The organism is Francisella sp. AG1, from assembly GCF_057683165.1.
On the sequence record NZ_CM173135.1, the window covers coordinates 467505 to 485522 of the forward strand.

The following is an 18018-nucleotide window of genomic DNA, read 5'->3' on the forward strand; positions in this document are numbered from 1 at the left end:
TTGATATATAATTTACCTATTAATTTATTACTATACTTCTATGTAAATGGACTTATTAACAAACTTGGGAAATACCCAGTCTGTAGGAGAGTTTTCTGAACAGGCTTATCTAAATTATTCTATGTATGTGATATTAGATAGAGCATTACCACATATCTCTGATGGACTTAAACCCGTGCAGAGAAGAATTATCTATGCAATGTCTGAAATAGGGCTGAGTCATTTTTCAAAATATAAAAAATCTGCACGTACAGTCGGTGACGTGTTAGGTAAATATCACCCTCATGGAGATAGTGCATGTTATGAGGCAATGGTTCTTATGGCTCAGAATTTTTCATATCGTTATCCATTTATTGATGGTCAGGGTAATTGGGGTTCAATTGATGATCCCAAATCATTTGCTGCAATGAGATATACAGAGTCACGTTTATCTAGATATGCTGTACTTCTGTTAGAGGAGTTAAAAAAAGGTACAGTAGATTGGGTAAAGAACTTTGATGGTACAATGGATGAGCCTAAGCTCTTGCCAGCACAAGTTCCAAATATTTTGCTTAATGGAGCTATGGGAATTGCAGTAGGAATGTCGACATATATCCCACCGCATAATATTTCAGAGATTATCGAAGCTTGTTTGTTATTATTATCTAAACCTAAGTCATCAATTGATGATGTTTTGACTATTGTTGAAGCCCCAGATTATCCAGGTGGAGCGCATATTATAAGCAATAAAAAAGAGATAGCAGAAGTTTATAAATTAGGGGTTGGGTCAATTAGGCAACGGGCGATATTTAACTATGATGATGAGGGTAATATTGTGATAACAAAACTGCCTCACCAAGTATCTAGTTCATCTGTGATGGAGCAGATAGCTAACCAATTAAAACAACAAAAAATCTCATGGATTAAGAATATTCAAGACGAGTCTGATGATAAAGAACCTATTAAGATAGTCTTATATTCTGGTAGCACTAGAAAAAACATTAAAAAGATAATGGGACATTTACTTGCTACGACAGATCTTGAAAAAAGTTTTCGTATCAATATGAATATGATTGGTCTGGATAATAGACCAAAAGTAAAAAATCTTTTACAAATTTTAAACGAATGGCTTGATTATCGTAGACAAACTTTGCGAAGACGGTTACAAACAAGCTTAGATAAGGTTTTAGCGAGGTTACATATCTTGGAGGGATTGCTCATAGCATTTCTTAATATTGATGAAGTTATAGATATTATTAGAAACTATGATGATGCTAGTAATGAGCTTCAAACTAGATTTACTCTTTCAGAAACGCAAGCTGAAGCTATTTTGAATATTAGACTACGTAAATTAGCAAAAATTGAAGAAATAGAAATTAGAAAGGAACAAAAAGAGATAACTAAAGAAAAAGATTTGCTTGAGGGCTATTTAAATAGCGAAGTTAAATTTAAAAACTTAATGAAAAAAGAATTCCAGCAAATTTTAGTGGAATTTGGTGATAAGAGACGTTCTGAAATTATTGAAGTTGAAAAAACACATGCTTTAGAAGAAAAAGACTTAATGCCAAGTGAAAAGGTGACTGTTATTTTATCAAAAGCTGGTTGGATAAGGTGTGCAAAAGGTGATGGTATAGATCCAAAAGGACTGAATTATAAGCCAGAAGATAAACCTTTTCTTACAATTTCTGGTAATAGTAATGTTAGAGTCGTTTTTTTTACAAAACTGGGTAAATCATATGCTATGTATGTTGATAAGTTTCCATCTGCTAGAGGGTATGGAGAACATATAACTACGTATATTTCTTTGGATAAAAGAGATGAGGTTGTGGGGATGGCTTTTGCTAATGCTAGTTCGCATTTTTTGTTGGTAAGCGGTAGCGGTAAAGGTTTTGTTATACCTGCAGAAGACCTTATCACAAATAAAACTACAGGAAAAAATATTTTTGATGCGGAAGATGTATTTAAATTTTTACCTTTTGATAAAAATATGAAAGCTTTAGCAATAAGTGCCGAAGGTAGAGTTATTGTGAGAGACTTTGCTGGTTTTGCCATACTTAAAAAAGGTAAAGGTAAGTCTATTATTAAGTTAGATAGTAAGGATAGACTTAAGCTTATAGAGTTATTTATACCTGCTGAAGAGTTGATATTGTGTGCAGGTAAAAGGTTTATTCGTATAGATACTAAAAATATTCATACATATGAGACTGATAAATCTTCGGGTGGAGGATTATTATTGCCACAAGGTTTTAGGAAAATAACAAAAATTAAAAAAGAGAGTAAAAAATGAAAAAAATAGCTATATTAGGTGCCATGGAAGTAGAAATTCAGCCAATACTAGAGAAAATGGATACTTATAAGGCTGTAGAATATGCAAATAATACTTATTATTTAGCAAATTATAAAAATAAAGAGCTTATTATAGCTTATAGTAAAATAGGTAAGGTTTTTTCAAGTCTAACGGCTACTATTATGATTGAGCATTTTGGCGCTGAAGCACTTTTATTTACAGGAGTGGCTGGAGGTTTACAAGATTTGAAAGTCGGTGATATAATGATAGCTACTAAGACTGTTCAACATGATATTGATTTGACTGCTTTTGGATATCCATATGGGAAGATTCCAATATCTGAAATCGAAATCCAAACATCCGCAAAGCTTTTAAAACTAGCTCAAAATGTGGCTCAAAAGCTAAAGCTTGATTTACATACTGGCGTAATAGCAACAGGAGACCAATTTGTAAGTTCTACTGCGAAAAAAGAATTTGTTATAGAAGAGTTTGACGCATCAGCTATTGAGATGGAAGGTGGTAGCGTGAACCTTGTATGTAATGAAATGAAGGTGCCAAGCTTAATTTTAAGAAGTATTTCAGATACTGCAGATGGAGATGCTCCCAATGATTTTGATGAATTTGTAAAAATGGCGGCTATTAGATCAGCAGACTTTGTAATTAAATTGGTGGAGCAAATATAGGTTTAAGTTTGGTGTTAATTAACAACACTATTATTATTCTATTAAATTAATAAAATTTTCTGTATAGGGTTTGAAAATAGGATTAGGCATCTTATTTTGTTTTTTGCATAATAGCTATGTAATTTTAGTTATATTAAAGCTTATTTTGGTTATGTTACTATGTGATTTCAAATTAAAAAATTGAGATTACATAATAATCCAGGATGAAATATGAAGAGTAAAAAAATAATTACAGGTTTAGCTCTGTTGGTGTCTTTTACCATTAGCTATGCCAGAGATTTCTATAAGCCTTCAGATATATCAGTATATACACAAGGTTCTAATGTTGCTGATTCGGGTTACTCTGATATTCAGGAGAGCGGTTATGGCGTACTTTGGGGCATGTTTTTTGGCGATAATTCTATCGCATCAAATCCGACTTTAGTCAGTGATCTTTATATATGGTTAGGTGATGGAAATTTGTTAGCTCAACCTAGCTATGTTAACTCTGCTACAGCTAATGGCAAGATATAGTTAATCTGATAATATTGTGCTAAAGACGTGAGTAATAGCATCAGATAAATTATCAAAAGAATTATTTATTTTTCTTAAAATTCTTTTAAAATTGGCCCAAATTTTTTCTATAGGATTTAAATCAGGAGAATAAGCAGGAAGGTATAGTATCTGTATATCAAACTTCTCTGCTATTTTAGCCAATTTAGGAGACTTATGAAAACTAGCATTATCCATAACAACAGTAGTCTTTGGAATTAACTCAGGACATAAATGCTCTTCAAACCACTGATTAAGAATTTGAGTATCTGTATATCCAGTATACTCTAGCGGTGCTATAATCTTCTTTTCTAAATAGTTATAACCAGCAACTATACTTTTTCTCTGAGTTTGATAAGCAATAACTTCACCATAGCTAGGTTTACCAACAAGAGACCATCCTCTTAGTACAGACTGTTTATTATCCATACCCATTTCATCTAAATATACAAGTTTGTTAGGTTCAATAGTCTCAACAACCTCTATAAAACTTTGCCTATCTTGTTCTTTTCTTTGCTTATATAGTTAATCCGATAGTTATTTGACAATAATGTTATAATATTTAGAAAAAATGTCATCATATAGCCAAGATTTCAGAGATATCGTAATAACTAAATATAAAGAAGGCCTAACAGACAAAGAGCTAAGTAATTTTTTTAATATAGATATCCGTACTACTAGATCTTGGATAAACTTATACGAGACAACTGGTGATTATAAATCTAAGCAAGGCTTGGGTTGCGGTAGAGTAGCAACCTTTACAGATAAGGAAGCGATAGAAAGCTACTTAAGAACATATCCAGATGCAATGGCTTTAGATATTAGAGAAGCATTAGCTCCTGAAATACCTAGAAGCACATTTTATGATTGTCTTACCAGACTTGGTTTTAGTTTTAAAAAAAGACACCTAAATATAAGCAAAGAAAAGAACAAGATAGGCAAAGTTTTATAGAGGTTGTTGAGACTATTGAACCTAACAAACTTGTATATTTAGATGAAATGGGTATGGATAATAAACAGTCTGTACTAAGAGGATGGTCTCTTGTTGGTAAACCTAGCTATGGTGAAGTTATTGCTTATCAAACTCAGAGAAAAAGTATAGTTGCTGGTTATAACTATTTAGAAAAGAAGATTATAGCACCGCTAGAGTATACTGGATATACAGATACTCAAATTTTTAATCAGTGGTTTGAAGAGCATTTATGTCCTGAGTTAATTCCAAAGACTACTGTTGTTATGGATAATGCTAGTTTTCATAAGTCTCCTAAATTGGCTAAAATAGCAGAGAAGTTTGATATACAGATACTATACCTTCCTGCTTATTCTCCTGATTTAAATCCTATAGAAAAAATTTGGGCCAATTTTAAAAGAATTTTAAGAAAAGTAAATAATTCTTTTGATAATTTATCTGATGCTATTACTCACGTCTTTAGCACAATATTATCAGATTAACTATATTTAGGTGTCTTTTTTAAAAACTAAAACCAAGTCTGGTAAGACAATCATAAAATGTGCTTCTAGGTATTTCAGGAGCTAATGCTTCTCTAATATCTAAAGCCATTGCATCTGGATATGTTCTTAAGTAGCTTTCTATCGCTTCCTTATCTGTAAAGGTTGCTACTCTACCGCAACCCAAGCCTTGCTTAGATTTATAATCACCAGTTGTCTCGTATAAGTTTATCCAAGATCTAGTAGTACGGATATCTATATTAAAAAAATTACTTAGCTCTTTGTCTGTTAGGCCTTCTTTATATTTAGTTATTACGATATCTCTGAAATCTTGGCTATATGATGACATTTTTTCTAAATATTATAACATTATTGTCAAATAACTATCGGATTAACTATAGAAGTTGTTTTGGGTGGTAATGCAGGTGCTTGGGGTAAAGAACCTTTTAATACAACTACAGCAGAGGGAGAGGAGGATTTTATAGCCCTTTGTAATAATATAATTTTAACTATAGGCGCAAACCGACTTAGTGGTATTGATTTGGATTTGGAGTGGACAAGTGCTTTTTCATGGAGAGATGAAGATTGGAATAGGTTGGCTGATGCAATCATCCAAGTTAAAAAATCTCATCCTGAAATTGAATTTAGAGCAACTGTACCTACATCATCATGGACTTTTCGACCTGGCTATAGGAGTATGCAAACATCTAAGATTCTACAAAACCAAGAGGTTTTTGATAACATTAATATAATGGTTATGGATGCTAGCACTAGCCATGTCCCTGGTTGGTATAGAAGTTACTTAGATACAACTGTTGAATACCTAGGTCTTGAGAATACTAGAGGCAAAGATATTATAACCCCTGTGTTTTCTTGGGAATCTAATCCTACTAATGACGATTTTATTGAAGTTGCTAGGTTATATAATGCTGATGGCTATCATAAGTTAGCGCTTTGGCAAGGTAATCTTGATAATACAGCAATTGTTGAAAAGATAGGATTAGTATCCTCTGGCTCTCCTATTCCACCTACTCCGGCTAGTAACTACGACTTACAAATATCTGATACTGATACTAATCTAGGTGTAAGTGTGACTATTAATGGGCAAGATGGATCTTCCTTTAATTCAGATTATATTAATCCAAGAGATGCTAAAGTGTATAACAATAATACGGTTCCATCATCTTCTAGTATTATGGAAAAGCAGTTTGAAAGTTTCATGGATTACATATCCAGGAGGACCTACAGGCATGTGTTTGGGTTCTTTTGATTATATTAAAAGGATGCATATTATGATTAATCCAACAACTAAAGTTTGTGAGTTCGCTATTTATTAATTTAAAGCTTTGAGTAATCTTTAAAACATTAAATGTTTCGATAGCTATCTTTTGAGAAATGTTTTTTGGTTAGTTTTTCTGCTTTAATAATGTTAGTATCTTTAGCAATATTTATATATTTCTAATACACAGTGATTAATAAAAAAATTGTAATAAGTTGTTTATTTATTTTAGCTGCTGGAGTGGGATATGGTTTGACCACAAAGCAAGTTCAATATTCTCAAAAAGCTCTTAAAGCTTTGGAGAGTAAGGATTACAAGACTTATTATTATCTTAAATCTAAGCTAAAAAATACGGATATTTATTCATACTTACAGTATAAGGAAATAAATACTAATTTAGGTGGGTTTGAACAAAGCACTCTAGATAATTATCTTAATAGTAACAGAGATACATATTGGTCAGCCGAATTGAAAAATAACTTAGCTAGTTATTATGCTGATAAACATCAGTGGAAGCTTTTTGAAACATATTATACAGGAGGTTTGGGTATTTCAGGTAAATGCTGGGCTATGCAATCTCAATATGAATTAGAAGATAAGCAAGCAGCTCTCAAAGCATACGGAAAGATATGGCAAAGCCGAGTATATATGCCACCAGGCTGCTCTGAAATGCAAAAATACTGGGATGACTCTAATAATGATAATAAGCTAAGGAGTAATCTAACAAATAAAGCTTATACTTTGGCTTTTGCTAGTAGGTTTGAAGATAGTTTATGGGTTTTAAATACTTATGTGGGCAATAATGATGATTATGTTAAATACATAACAGCATGGAAGGAAGTTATTGAAGATCCTTCAAGGCTAGATACTTTTATTAGCCAGTTTCATAGTTATCATAATTTTAATAAAATTTTCGTTAACCTATCTGAAAACCTCATAAAAAAAGATGCTCAAGCATATGCAAAGAATTGGGATTATTTAAAAAATAAGAAATATTTAAGTTTACAAACAAAACAACAATGTATCTCTGCAATAGCTGTTAGTTTTGCACGTTCACAATCTCCACAAGCAAAGAAATGGTTACAAAAAGTAGATGAGAAGTATTTGGATACTACCGCATGGGAGTGGCTATTGCGTGTAGATCTTTATAATAATAATTATAAGGATTATATAAAATCTTATTATCAAATGCCTACAAAATCACAGCAAGATGCTGCTTGGCGTTACTGGTTAGCATATAGTTATGAGCAAATGGGTCAGAAAATTAAAGCTAATGATATTTTTAAACAGCTTATAAAAGAGCCATTAGATTATTATTCGTTTTTAGCCTCAGATAAGCTTGATCAGCCTTATAATTTTGGAGATATTACATCGAGTTCTTTATCAAAAGTTCAAGCTAAACAATTAGTTTCACAGCAACCTATATCACAGGCTATTGATTTATATGAAATTGGTGAATATAAGGACTCTACTAGTTTATGGAAGTGGGAGGTTAGGAAGAAATTTAGAGATCATAAGATGGCAGAAATAAAGGAATTGTCTAAACTTGCTGAAAATAATGATATGTATTATGCAGCTATTTTTAGTATGGCAATACTGGGAGATTATTCTAATCTTAGGGTATTGTTTCCTAAAGCTTTTTTGGTAGATATTGATAAGAATGCTCAGCAGTTTAGCATTGATAGAAATCTTGTATTATCGATAATGCGTAAAGAATCATTATTTGATATTGAAGCCGGATCATATGCAGGAGCTAAAGGTTTGATGCAAGTTACAGAACCAACAGCTAAATTTATAGCTAAAAAATATAAACTATCGTTAGTAGGTGATAGAAATAAAGGGATGAAAAAGCAAATATTTATTCCACAAAATAATATTAAACTAGGTACGGCAAATTTATATTTCCTCGAGAAACTTTTTGATAAAAATCTAATTTTAGGTATAGGAGCATATAATGCTGGGCCTGGAAATGTTGATAAATGGTTAGCAAAAAAAGAAGTTCCAGCAAAGCAGTGGATTGAAAATATTCCATTTGGTGAGACTCGTCATTATATCCGTAAAGTTCTAGTGTATATGATTGTATATAACAATCTTATTTTTGATAACAAAAAAGATAAGCTAAGTGATTTTCTTAAAGGTGAAATATCTGATAAATTTAGTTTTAGGTAGGAATTATAAAGTAATATTTTAATCTCTACATTTACTGAATATTCTGCAATTAGAGCATAAAACAGTAGCAGTCAAACAATTAATAATTCTTATTTATTTATCTATTCATTACCTTATTATTTAATTTAATTTTATATTGCTTTTTATTATTTTCATATATAAATTAAATATAGAAATATAAATTTATGTAAATATTAATTTAAATAAAATATATTTCTTGGATTGTTAAATGTATTTAGCAGTTTTTTGTAAAATAACATTATTAAATATAAGGAAAAATATGAAATATAAGCTGTTAATATCAACACTGCTTACAGGTGTATCAATTGTAAAAGCAAATAATATTGAAGTCAAAGCGCCAATATACTTAAAAAGTGACTATTCATCGACCCAGCTTGGTGATTCTTATTCAGATGAGGCTGCCAAAATAGCTCCTTATCACTGTTTTGTACCATCAAGTGAAGATGATATTAGTTATGGTGCGACTACAGCCTCTCTTAAGCTCGATAAAGCTTATTCTTATCAGGAGTTAATTAAAGAGCTAGGGATTGATGTATCTTTGGGAGGTGGTTATGATATTTTTTCTGCTTCAGTCGCAGCTAAATATGCTCAATCATTAAAGAACGAAGCTGCTTCTTTATCATTTGGGTATGTTGAAAATATTTATCGGCCTGTGGCTGTGAATAATTATATGCTATCAAGCTTAGGTAAGTCTGAAGCTTTAAACTTCCCAGGAAAATTTCTTGAGAGATGTGGTAATAAAGTATATAACGATTATAAACAAGGCTCGAAACTTGTAATAGGGTTAACAATGAATTTTGCTAGCTTAGCGCAAAAACAAGAATTTTCTGAGAGTGTTACCGCGGGCTTTGGTTCATTTGCCAATATTACAGAAGAGATAAAAACAGCTATTGAGAATAAAAAAATTAATGCTAATATATCAATATCTGCTATGCAGGTTGGAGGTGATGCTTCAAAACTTTCAAAAATACTCAATAAGGACGACGAAAATAATTATTACGCTATAAAGTGTTCCACAAATGACTTAGATGCGTGTGATAAGGCTGTTAATGGTATCTTAGATTATATTCATACTGATTATCAGGATTCAATTTCTGAAGCATTAAACCAGTCTGCAGCAGAGCGTAAAAATAATCCTCAAGTTCAAATGATGATCGGAGATCAAAACAATACTATTTCGTATGATAGTATTCTAGCTCAAGATAAGGATATAGATTTAGATAAAATTATACCAGATCCTAATATTGCAGAGATTAAAGCGGCACGAAAAGAGTTGGTTGATAGATATAAGAAAAATGAATACTATAAAGATAGTATTAGTACTATTTTAACTAGTGAAGGTTATCCTGTTACTTTAGATGATAATTTCAAATATGAATTAGAAAATATAAAAAAAAGAGCACAAAAAAATATTGAATATATCAAGGGTGATAGCTCAATCAATGCGATTGCTTGCTATACGAATATAGATAGTTGTATTGATGTTAGGAATCAAATAATTCCTAATTTAGATGAAATTCAAAATAACGAAATGACTCAATTATTTAAAAACCTAGAGTATTTTTATAAAGGTTTTGATGAATTACCTGTAAGCGCTGCCATATATAATGATGGAGGGAATAATGCTAGATTAGTATGGAAAGCTACTGACTCTGATAGTAGTAAAAACCCTCAATTTCCAATAACCTCTTTTTCCCTTGATATGATAAATGCTGACTCCATAAACATGAGATTAACAGCTATTTCACCTATTACTACATTTCTTTGGAGTTGTAATAATGGAAATGTAAATGAACAAGGTGATATCATTTTTGAAAATAAATGTGAAGTGAGTAGAGCCGATGATCAAACCCCACATCAAACATCACTGACTTTAACAAAGTATCATAGCTCTTACTATATTAAGCCATATGATATTTAATTTTTCTTTAAGCTTAGAGCGTGATTTTATTTTTTATTATGTTCTGGATCTAAAGTTAATATGCTCTTTAATAAAAGCAGGGCTAGTCAAGATAGTATTTGAAATTATGTAATTGCCTTATTTATCAATATATAAACTTGACGGTGCCTTTTAGAGTATAAAAACACGTGATTGAAGTGGTTTTGCTTATATTGCTAGGAATAATTATTTATTTTACTTAATTTGAATTGTAGAATATTGATTCTTGCTTAGGGTATGACTATAAAAATAGTTGTATTTAAGTGTTTTAACTTAGATTAAGGAATTTTTTATGCATAAAAAATATATTGCTTTTTTATTGTTAGCACCGTTAGGTGCATTTGCTAGTACAAAAATCCAAGATAGTGGACCTAGTCCAATTATTACTGATGCAAAATGTATGTTTTCATATGATATGGATGATACTGTAGATCATCAAAATAATATGACACCTGGGTTTGAAGCATCAGCTCAAATAGCAGTGGATTATGGTTGTGCTTTAATCATGAATTCTGATCAAGGTATTCCATCTAAGTATCAATATGCTCTTTGGAATCCAGGACCAAAGTTATCAGGCCAGCAAGGTGATCTACATAACTATTTATTTGGGGGCGCTGGGATGGTATATTCTCAAGATATAACTTATGGTAATAAAGCAGAATATAATTGTACTTATAATAATACCCATGGAGATAGTGCTAAGAATTGTCGTATACTTAAGATGGAGCCAGTTTTTAATAAAACGAAACCTATTTCAAATCAATGTGTATTTCATTTTGATGATAATGCTAGCGAGGCTTATCATGTATATAAAGGTTGGAATGATCAGATTTCTTTAGGAGCTAACCCAATATATGTCAAAAATTTGAATAGTTACTATACACAGAAGACAGGCTCAATCTCAGGATTTGATCAGCCATGGTATACAGATTCAGTAGCAGATGCGAAAGTTAAGCTTATGAAGCTATTAAAAGATAAGCTTGATGGCTGTACAGATCAATCTCAAGCTTAAAATTTTTAAAAAAAATTTATCAAAGTTCATTGGTTAAAAAAAATCTATTAAAATTATTCAAGGATGTATTTTAATGATTATGAGTTAAAGCGAGATTTTGACTTGTTTTTATAGTAATATTTACATTTAAATATACTTATTTTAAAATATTTATAATGATTTCTCATTTGCGTGTCCATACTGGATTTTCTGTTGTTGATAGCACTGTACGTTTAGGTGATTTGTTTGCTAGAGCAAAGGATAAAAATATTGTTGCAATTGCACTTACTGATGTATGTAATTTATTTGCTGCTGTTAAGTTTTATAAACAAGCTTTAAGTAATGGTATTAAGCCTATTTTTGGTGTTGAATTAAAAATTGATACTGAATTTGGTGTTTGTGACTTAATTCTTTTAGCTGAAAATAATAGTGGTTACCAAAACATAGTTAACTTGATATCAAAGGCTTATCAAGAGGCTCAAAGATATGGTTCAATACCACTCATACCTAAGGATTGGCTTAAAAAAGCAAATTTAGCAAATATAATCTGTTTAAATGGTGGGCAACATGGAGAGTTGGGTAAGTCTATCTTAGCTAAGGATTATATAAATTCAGAATCAATTATCTCTGAATATGTAGATATATTTGGAATTGATAATTATATTATTGAGATTCACGAGCTTAAATATGAAAATGAAGAGTTCTATAATAAAGAAGCCCTTGAATTAGCAAGTAAACATAATTTACTTGCAGTAGCTACAAATTTGACTGTATTTATGGAGTCTGAAGATTATGACATTCATGAGATTAGGACTTGTATAATTGAGAAAACAACAATTTTGGATGAATCGAGACAGTCAAAGTTTACTAGAGAGCAGTATCTTAAATCATCTCAAGAAATGTATGAATCTTTTTCAAAACTACCCATATTAGTTGATAATGGGCTTGCACTTGCAAAGCGTTGCAATGTGTCTTTTGATTTAGGTAAGCCATGTCTACCAACCGTTGACGTGCCTAGTGGTTTATCAGAAAAAGAATATTTTTCAGAACTATGTTATCAAGGGTTAGAAAATCGTCTTAAAAAAATATTAGAAAAAAAATCTCCAGATAAGTATCAACATATCACTAAAGTTTATAAGGATCGACTCCAAATAGAAATTGATATTATCTGTGATATGGGCTTTCCTGGGTATTTTTTGATTGTTGAAGATTTTATCCGGTGGTCAAAAAAAAATGATATTCCAGTGGGGCCAGGGCGTGGTTCTGGAGCTGGATCATTAGTTGCATATTCATTGCTTATTACAGATATAGATCCTTTACCTTATGGACTGCTTTTTGAGAGATTTTTAAATCCAGAAAGAGTATCTATGCCTGATTTTGATATTGATTTTTGTATTCAGGGTAGAGATAGAGTTATTAAATATGTTGAGCAAAAATATGGTAGAGAAAGTGTTGCTCAAATTATAACTTATGGAACTATGGCTGCTAAGGGAGTCGTTCGAGATGTAGTACGCGTTATGGGACAGAGTTTTGGTTTTGGGGATCGGATTGCTAAAATGATTCCTGAAACCCCTGGTACAACTTTTAAAAAAATTTTGTTTGACGGTGAGCCACTATATGATGAGATGCAAGCTGATGAAGATATTGCTGAAATTGTCGAAAAAGCTCAAAAGTTGGAAGGGCTACCAAGAAGTCTAGGTAAACATGCTGCTGGTATTGTTATTTCACCAACTAAGATTTCAGATTTTGCTCCTATTTATTGTGAGGATCGTAATAGCGACATTGTTACTCAGTTTGATAAAGGCGATGTAGAGGATGTTGGTTTGGTTAAGTTTGATTTTTTAGGTTTGAAAAACTTAACTACAATTAAGAGTGCCATAGAGAGTATTAATGCAAAAAGATCAGTTACTGAAAAGGTTTTGGATATATCGGATATACCTTTAGATGATCAAAAAACATTTAAACTTTTACAAGCAGGTAATACCACAGGGATTTTTCAGCTTGAATCTCAAGGCATGCGCCAGATTGTCAAAGATCTTCGTACTTCAAATTTTGAGGAAATTATTGCTCTAGTTGCGCTATATCGTCCTGGCCCAATGGAGAATATTCCTACCTTTATTGATCGTAAGCATGGTAAAAAACGTACGACATATTTACATCCACTATTAGAACAAGTTTTGCGGGAGACTTATGGTATTCCAGTATACCAAGAACAAGTAATGCAAATGGCTCAAAAGCTTGCAGGATATACTCTTGGCGGTGCTGATTTATTGCGTAGAGCAATGGGGAAAAAGAAGCCAGAAGAAATGGATGAGCAACGTAAAATTTTCAAAGCAGGAGCAGCTAAATATCATAATATAGAAGCAACGCTTGCTGATGAAATATTTGATCAGATGGAAGCATTTGCAGGCTATGGTTTTAATAAATCACATGCTGCTGCATATGCGTTGATTGCTTATCAAACAGCATGGTTAAAGGCACATTATCCAGATGAATATATGGCAGCATTAATGTCAGGAGATATGGCAAATACAGATCAGCTTGTTAAATTTATCTTGGATTGTAAGAATATGGGAATTAAGGTTTTAGCTCCCAATGTGAACGAAAGTGTATATGACTGTATAGCAATCGCTTCAGGTACTGTTTTGCTTGGCTTAGGAGCAATAAAAGGTCTTGGTGGTGAAGCAATTAAAAGTATTCTTTCAGAGCGTAAGCTTAAAGGGAGTTTTAACTCTCTTTTTGATCTGTGCCGTAGAGTTGATTTACGTAAGGTTAATAAAAAAGCACTAGAAGCTCTATGTTTTTCAGGAGCTCTAACCGATATGTCTGAAAATAGATCAACAGCTTTTAACTCAATAGAAAAAGCTATAAAAAATGCTGGATATGTGAATGAGATGAATGCTGCAGGTCAAGAAGACTTGTTTGGCTTTACTGAGCAAGAAGGTGATACTGATACTGAGTTGGAAAGAGAATGCCAAATAGAAGAGTGGAATCTAAAGAAATTACTGATTAATGAGAAAAAAGCACTAGGAATGTATTTTAGTGGACATATTATAGATGAAGAGAGCCATTGGCGTAATCATATTAGTTTTAGTGATCTTGAAAGAATTCAACATCCTAGTATGGATGGTAATTCTGTTAGAATTATTGCTAGTATGATAACTCCAGCTATTAGAAGAAAAACGAAAACAGGTAGGGTTTTATATATTATAAATATAGATGATGAGTTTGATAGAGTAGATTGTTTGATTGGAGAAGATGTATTTGCGTTAGTGAAGGATAATATTCAGGTTGATGATGTTATTGTTGTTGAGGGTAAAGTTTCTCGAGATATACAGCGTGAACGCAATAGGCTCAGTGTTGAAAAAGTACTACCAATATCACAATATATTGATGAAACTTTTTGTAAGATTAATCTGGCTCTAAAAAGTAACAATATTAATTCAATTAATTTAAAAAAGCTACTTGGTAATCTAAAACAAGATATAGCATCAAATAAGATACAGAAAAATAATATTTTAGAGATAAGAGTTTCTCTAGATAGTGTTGATGGTAAGTTTGATTGTTTACAAAAACCTTTCTCAATATATGAGTTTGTTAATGATATTAGTATGCTAGTAGCAGAGGGAAGTACAATTAGTTTGGAGTAGTTTAAGAAAGATGGTAGATAAAAAAATAAATTCTCAATTTATACAGTATAACGACTTTAATAGTAAAGTTTTGTATAGTAGATGTAATCCTGTTATTGATATAAAAAGTGATGAGACACAAAATATTATCACGGAAATGCATCAAAAAATGCAAGGTAATGGTATTGGCCTAGCCGCAAATCAAATTGGCTATGGATTTCAGATTTTTATGATTGAGTTTGATAGTTCCAATTCAAGATACCCCTTGGATTTTGCTAGCGTACCATATCAGATATTTATAAACCCTAAAATTACTAAAGTTTCTAAGCAAAGAGTAAGTTTTTGGCATGCTTGCTTAAGTGCCTTTGGAGAAAAGAGAGGTAAATTAGCAACTTATAAGGAAATTGAGTATGAGGCATATAATCAATATGGTGAAAAAATTGTAGGTAAGCTTGACTCCATAGCTGCTGTAATATTTCAGCATGAGTTTAATCATTTACTGGGGTCGGTATATGTTGATTTTGATACGGAATATATTGATGGTGAAGAATTGCAAAAGAAATTTGTTAGTGGAGAAATTAAACCTTATGAAGAGTGTGATAATAAAGTTCCATTGATGTTAGAAAACTATACTATTGGCGAAAGTATATTATAATTAAACAATTTTATTAGACTTTGGTAGTTAAAAAGCTTGACTTCTATTTTAATAAGGGTATTATAACATCCACTGACGATCATAGCAGTCTAGAACCACCTGATCCCTTTCCGAACTCAGAAGTGAAATGGGCTCACGCCGATGATAGTTTGGCTCTTGCCAGGTGAAAGTAGGTAGTCGTCAGACCTTTTTTATTTTCTTAAAAACAATTAATCGATAATTATTTTGGATATTTATTAGCTGCTATAAGCTCTCATATTTATGGATTCATAAAGTATGATCGTAGATGAGATTGTTTCAACTAGCTATTGAAATGTTTTTCATCTTTTAATATGTTATCCTATACTACAATTTTTTTATTCGCATAAGAGTATAAAATGTTTAGAAGTCTTCCTTTATTTATTGGACTTAGATATATACGCGCCAAAAAACGTAATAGATTTATATCTATAATTTCAGCTATATCTTTTTTAGGTATTTCACTTGGAGTTGCTGTTCTAATTACGGTTATGTCGGTGATGAATGGATTTGATGGCCAGATTAAAAGCCGTATTTTAATGATGGTTCCACCTCTAAAAATATACCAAATTGGAGGTAAGCTTACAGACTGGCAAAATTTGTCGCAAGAGTTGCAAAAAGTTGCTCCAAAAGTTACAGCTACAGCTCCAATTGTTGAGTCACAAGGGTTACTTAGTGCAAATAGTTCGGGTAGTACCACAGCCTTTGTACAGATCCAAGGTATAGAGCCAAAGTATCAAACAAAAGTTCTACCAATTGCTAAACATATTATACAAGGTAAACTTTCGTCCTTAGATGATGGCGAGGGATATAATATAGTTCTGGGAAGTGCTTTAGCAGATAGTTTGGGAGTTAAAGTTGGTGATAAAGTTACATTAATAGTTCCAAAAATTAGTTTGACTCCAGCGGGAATGATTCCAAGAATTAAGCAGTTTAAAGTCTCTGCTATTTTCTCAGTTAGCTATCAGTATGATGCTTATTATGCGATGATTAATATTAAAAATGCTCAAAAAGTATTTGAGACTGGCAGTGCCGTTTCATCACTCCAGTTAGGCATTAAAAATGTTTATGATGCACCAGTTATTAAAAATAAGCTCAATGATGGAGCTATATCTCCATATTATTTTACCCGTGACTGGACTGATGAAAATAAATCTTTCTTTGATGCTTTAAAGATGGAAAAGACAATGATGTTTTTTATATTACTGTTAATAATAACGGTTGCGATATTTAATTTATTATCATCTCTAGTTATGGTTGTGACTGATAAACGTAGTGATATAGCCATTCTTAGAACTATGGGAATGTCTTCGCGTCAAATAATAACAGTATTTATATATCAAGGCTTTATTATTGGGTTGATAGGTACGATTATTGGGGTCTTATTAGGTATAGTGCTGTCAACTTATGCTACGGAAATTGTGAATTTTATTCAGCATGTCACAGGCAAACAATTTTTAAATGCTAGTGTATATCTTATTGATTATATACCATCACAATTAATGTGGTCTGATGTGTTTAAAGTTACTTTGGTTTCAATGTTTTTAAGTTTCTTGGCGACTTTGTATCCTGCTTGGAGTGCATCTAGGGTTCAACCAGTGGAGGCGTTAAGATATGAGTAATATAGTTTTGAATTGTAAAAATGTCTCAAAGAAATATACAGAATTTAAGAATGATATAATTATTCTAAAAGATGTTAATCTTGAGATTAAAAAAGGTGAAAAAGTAGCAATTTTAGGCTTATCTGGTTCGGGTAAGACAACTTTGTTAAATGTCTTGGGAGGATTAGACAAGTCTAGCTCAGGTGAGGTTTATTTGATGGATCAAAGGTTTGATAATCAATCAGTCAACAAAAGAGCGGTGATGCGCAATAAACATTTAGGCTTTATATATCAATTACACCATTTGTTACCAGAATTTACAGCACTTGAAAATGTTATGATACCTTTAGCAATAACTAAAAAACATAACAAAAAAAACTCTATAAGGCTTGCTAATAAAATTCTTGATAAAGTTGGATTAGGACATAGGGCAAACCATAAACCAGCGGAATTATCTGGTGGAGAGCGCCAAAGGGTAGCTATAGCTAGAGCATTGGTTACTAATCCTAGCTGTATTTTAGCGGATGAGCCAACAGGTAATTTGGACAGCGAGAGGTCAGAGAGTATATTTCAACTGATGCAAGAATTAAGTGATGATTTTGGAACTAGTTTTGTGATTGTAACTCATGATGAGAAGCTTGCTAGTCGGATGAATAAAATTTATAGATTAGTTGATGGAGAATTAGGTTTAGTCAAACCAATATAATACTAGCTAAAAAAACTTTCTAAAAAGGCTGTACATTAATTATGAGTTATATAATTAATTTTGCTATTATGGATTTTATCC

Annotated in this window: 12 protein-coding genes, 1 rRNA gene and 2 pseudogenes; 13 read left to right on the top strand and 2 right to left on the bottom strand. The window is 31.8% G+C overall.

What is annotated here, in order from left to right; all coding sequences use genetic code 11:
- Positions 1-46: 46 nt before the first annotated feature.
- The 3 genes from parC to ACR0PV_RS02380 all read left to right on the top strand — a co-directional run bounded on the left by parC (position 47) and on the right by ACR0PV_RS02380 (position 3462).
- The gene (gene parC, locus ACR0PV_RS02370; RefSeq protein WP_488173422.1) at positions 47-2266 is read left to right on the top strand and encodes a DNA topoisomerase IV subunit A; all 2220 of its coding nucleotides are present in this window, start codon (positions 47-49) and stop codon (positions 2264-2266) included.
- Positions 2263-2949 (top strand): 5'-methylthioadenosine/adenosylhomocysteine nucleosidase, encoded by a 687-nt coding sequence (locus ACR0PV_RS02375; protein ID WP_488173423.1) that lies wholly within the window; start codon positions 2263-2265, stop codon positions 2947-2949. The genes parC and ACR0PV_RS02375 overlap by 4 nt, the downstream gene beginning before the upstream one ends.
- A 210-nt stretch (positions 2950-3159) precedes the next feature.
- Positions 3160-3462 (top strand): hypothetical protein, encoded by a 303-nt coding sequence (locus ACR0PV_RS02380; RefSeq protein ID WP_488173424.1) that lies wholly within the window; start codon positions 3160-3162, stop codon positions 3460-3462.
- Here ACR0PV_RS02380 and ACR0PV_RS02385 read toward each other — a convergent pair.
- Positions 3463-4002 (bottom strand): annotated as a pseudogene (locus ACR0PV_RS02385) (IS630 family transposase); the annotation flags it as partial.
- Positions 4003-4051: 49 nt separating this feature from the next.
- On the opposite strand from ACR0PV_RS02385, the gene ACR0PV_RS02390 reads away from it, so the two are divergent.
- Positions 4052-4932 (top strand): IS630 family transposase gene (locus ACR0PV_RS02390; protein WP_488172194.1). Its coding sequence is split into 2 segments (ribosomal slippage): positions 4052-4376 and positions 4376-4932, totalling 882 coding nucleotides; the frame shifts between segments, so codons are not numbered across the junction.
- Between the two features lie 2 nt (positions 4933-4934).
- Here the strand turns inward: ACR0PV_RS02390 and ACR0PV_RS02395 are convergent.
- Positions 4935-5278, bottom strand: a pseudogene (locus ACR0PV_RS02395) (IS630 family transposase); the annotation flags it as partial.
- Positions 5279-5338: 60 nt separating this feature from the next.
- On the opposite strand from ACR0PV_RS02395, the gene ACR0PV_RS02400 reads away from it, so the two are divergent.
- The 9 genes from ACR0PV_RS02400 (at position 5339) to lolD (ending at position 17937) form a co-directional block, all read left to right on the top strand.
- The gene (locus ACR0PV_RS02400) at positions 5339-6199 is read left to right on the top strand and encodes a hypothetical protein (protein ID WP_488173425.1); all 861 of its coding nucleotides are present in this window, start codon (positions 5339-5341) and stop codon (positions 6197-6199) included.
- Positions 6200-6397: 198 nt separating this feature from the next.
- Positions 6398-8377, top strand: coding sequence for a lytic transglycosylase domain-containing protein (locus ACR0PV_RS02405; protein WP_488173426.1), 1980 nt, complete (start codon positions 6398-6400; stop codon positions 8375-8377).
- A gap of 280 nt (positions 8378-8657) precedes the next feature.
- Entirely contained in the window at positions 8658-10319 is a 1662-nt protein-coding gene (locus tag ACR0PV_RS02410; protein ID WP_488173427.1) for a hypothetical protein, read from the top strand.
- 310 nt (positions 10320-10629) lie between these two features.
- Positions 10630-11349: a hypothetical protein gene (locus ACR0PV_RS02415; protein ID WP_488173428.1), complete on the top strand. Its 720-nt coding sequence runs from the start codon at positions 10630-10632 to the stop codon at positions 11347-11349.
- Between the two features lie 155 nt (positions 11350-11504).
- Complete coding sequence (dnaE, locus tag ACR0PV_RS02420; RefSeq protein WP_488173429.1) at positions 11505-14978, top strand: DNA polymerase III subunit alpha; 3474 nt, start codon at positions 11505-11507, stop codon at positions 14976-14978.
- Positions 14979-14988: 10 nt separating this feature from the next.
- Positions 14989-15612: a peptide deformylase gene (locus ACR0PV_RS02425; protein ID WP_488173430.1), complete on the top strand. Its 624-nt coding sequence runs from the start codon at positions 14989-14991 to the stop codon at positions 15610-15612.
- Between the two features lie 71 nt (positions 15613-15683).
- Positions 15684-15798 (top strand): 5S ribosomal RNA (rrf, locus tag ACR0PV_RS02430).
- A gap of 191 nt (positions 15799-15989) precedes the next feature.
- Positions 15990-17252, top strand: coding sequence for a lipoprotein-releasing ABC transporter permease subunit (locus tag ACR0PV_RS02435; RefSeq protein WP_488173431.1), 1263 nt, complete (start codon positions 15990-15992; stop codon positions 17250-17252).
- Positions 17245-17937, top strand: a complete 693-nt coding sequence (lolD, locus tag ACR0PV_RS02440) for a lipoprotein-releasing ABC transporter ATP-binding protein LolD (protein WP_488173432.1) — start codon at positions 17245-17247, stop codon at positions 17935-17937. The genes ACR0PV_RS02435 and lolD overlap by 8 nt, the downstream gene beginning before the upstream one ends.
- Positions 17938-18018: the final 81 nt, after the last annotated feature.

Bases quoted from the DNA above. Each gene is read 5' to 3' on its own strand.
- parC (WP_488173422.1), top strand. From the start codon at position 47: ATGGACTTATTAACAAACTTGGGAAATACCCAGTCTGTAGGAGAGTTT.
- ACR0PV_RS02375 (WP_488173423.1), top strand. From the start codon at position 2,263: ATGAAAAAAATAGCTATATTAGGTGCCATGGAAGTAGAAATTCAGCCA.
- ACR0PV_RS02380 (WP_488173424.1), top strand. From the start codon at position 3,160: ATGAAGAGTAAAAAAATAATTACAGGTTTAGCTCTGTTGGTGTCTTTT.
- ACR0PV_RS02410 (WP_488173427.1), top strand. From the start codon at position 8,658: ATGAAATATAAGCTGTTAATATCAACACTGCTTACAGGTGTATCAATT.
- ACR0PV_RS02415 (WP_488173428.1), top strand. From the start codon at position 10,630: ATGCATAAAAAATATATTGCTTTTTTATTGTTAGCACCGTTAGGTGCA.
- dnaE (WP_488173429.1), top strand. From the start codon at position 11,505: ATGATTTCTCATTTGCGTGTCCATACTGGATTTTCTGTTGTTGATAGC.
- ACR0PV_RS02425 (WP_488173430.1), top strand. From the start codon at position 14,989: ATGGTAGATAAAAAAATAAATTCTCAATTTATACAGTATAACGACTTT.
- ACR0PV_RS02435 (WP_488173431.1), top strand. From the start codon at position 15,990: ATGTTTAGAAGTCTTCCTTTATTTATTGGACTTAGATATATACGCGCC.
- lolD (WP_488173432.1), top strand. From the start codon at position 17,245: ATGAGTAATATAGTTTTGAATTGTAAAAATGTCTCAAAGAAATATACA.